This is a genomic window from Oleiphilus sp. HI0128, from assembly GCF_001635365.1.
Genome location: NZ_LWGG01000357.1, coordinates 1 through 1,199, shown reverse-complemented (window position 1 = coordinate 1,199; position 1,199 = coordinate 1). Strand labels below are relative to the sequence as shown.

At 46.9% G+C, this 1,199-nt stretch carries 2 protein-coding genes and 1 pseudogene; 2 read left to right on the top strand and 1 reads right to left on the bottom strand.

The features are described 5' to 3' along the window. Position 1 precedes the first annotated feature (1 nt). Positions 2–100 (bottom strand): annotated as a pseudogene (locus A3763_RS27315) (DUF3750 domain-containing protein); the annotation flags it as partial. An 86-nt stretch (positions 101–186) separates the two neighbouring features. On the opposite strand from A3763_RS27315, the gene A3763_RS04495 reads away from it, so the two are divergent. Continuing rightward, positions 187–729, top strand: a complete 543-nt coding sequence (locus A3763_RS04495) for a DUF3750 domain-containing protein (protein WP_068510196.1) — start codon at positions 187–189, stop codon at positions 727–729. A gap of 15 nt (positions 730–744) precedes the next feature. Beyond that, positions 745–1,199: pyridoxamine 5'-phosphate oxidase family protein (locus A3763_RS04490; RefSeq protein WP_068759916.1), on the top strand; the 455-nt coding region annotated here is incomplete at its 3' end.

Sequence of the window (1,199 nt, the reverse complement as noted above, 5' to 3'; positions counted from 1 at the left end):
GTTAATCTACGTAACCACTGCCAATAGCACTAAAGGGAAGCTCCAAGCCCAGTTCGGGCACCTGCGCTGCTATCCAAGCTGGAAAGGTGTTGCTGTTCGGGCCAGGAAAAGGCGTGTTGTTTGTAAGCCCAGTGCTTGTAAGACTAAGGTCTTGTTTTTACGGAGAAGATAACGGGGAAATAGACGATGTTTACCATTAAGGCATTGATTCAATTTAGTATGATACTTTTCAGTGTGTTAGCGGTGGGGTGCAGCACGGGAAGCTGGCGAGAAGCGTCTAGAGACTCTTCCGGGCTCGCCCCTTTGTCTACCGAAACTCCCGAAGCGGTTATTCAGGTATATGGTGCCGATGCATGGGGGTGGCGAGGTTGGTTTGCGATACATACTTGGATTGCGGTGAAAGCAAGAGATGCTTCTGAATATACCGTTCTTGAAGTGATAGGTTGGCGTGCCAAACGAGGACTGTCTGTGTTGAGAGTCGAGAATGATATTCCTGATAGGTATTGGTTTGGTAGTCAGCCCCAAATTCTTTTGGATAAGCGAGGTGACGAAGCAGAAGAGTTGATCGAAGAAATAGTTGCTTTAGCTGAACGTTACCCCTGGGCTAACGAGTATAAAGTTTTTCCTGGCCCGAACAGCAACACCTTTCCAGCTTGGATAGCAGCGCAGGTGCCCGAACTGGGCTTGGAGCTTCCCTTTAGTGCTATTGGCAGTGGTTACGTAGATTAACAGGGCGAAGAGTTTATGACTGAATATCAACCTATGACTTTGTTGATGAACGCTAGGCAAGAGGCCAAGCAAAACCAGGACCCCAGTGCTAAATATTGCACACTCGCGACACTCGAGCAAAATGATGCGTCTCAACCAAGAATGCGCACCTTGGTCGTACGCGAAATCAATGCAGATAGTTGTGTACTGTTTGTGAACAAACTTGCCCAAAAGAACCTACTACATTTAAACGAGGCGAAGGTAGAACTGCTATTTTTCTATCCTTCGCTACTACAGCAATTTAGAGTTCGGGGTGAATTGTCATTAATGTGTCCTGAGGTTCTTGAAACTCACTGGCAGCATAAACCTTATAGTTCAAAGTTGCTGGATCATTTTTATCATACTGTCGCGCACCAGAGCGCTGCCCTGGAAGGCTCATTTGAGGTAGAACGGGGTATTAACGCGCTGAAAGAAAAGTACCCTAATCCTGA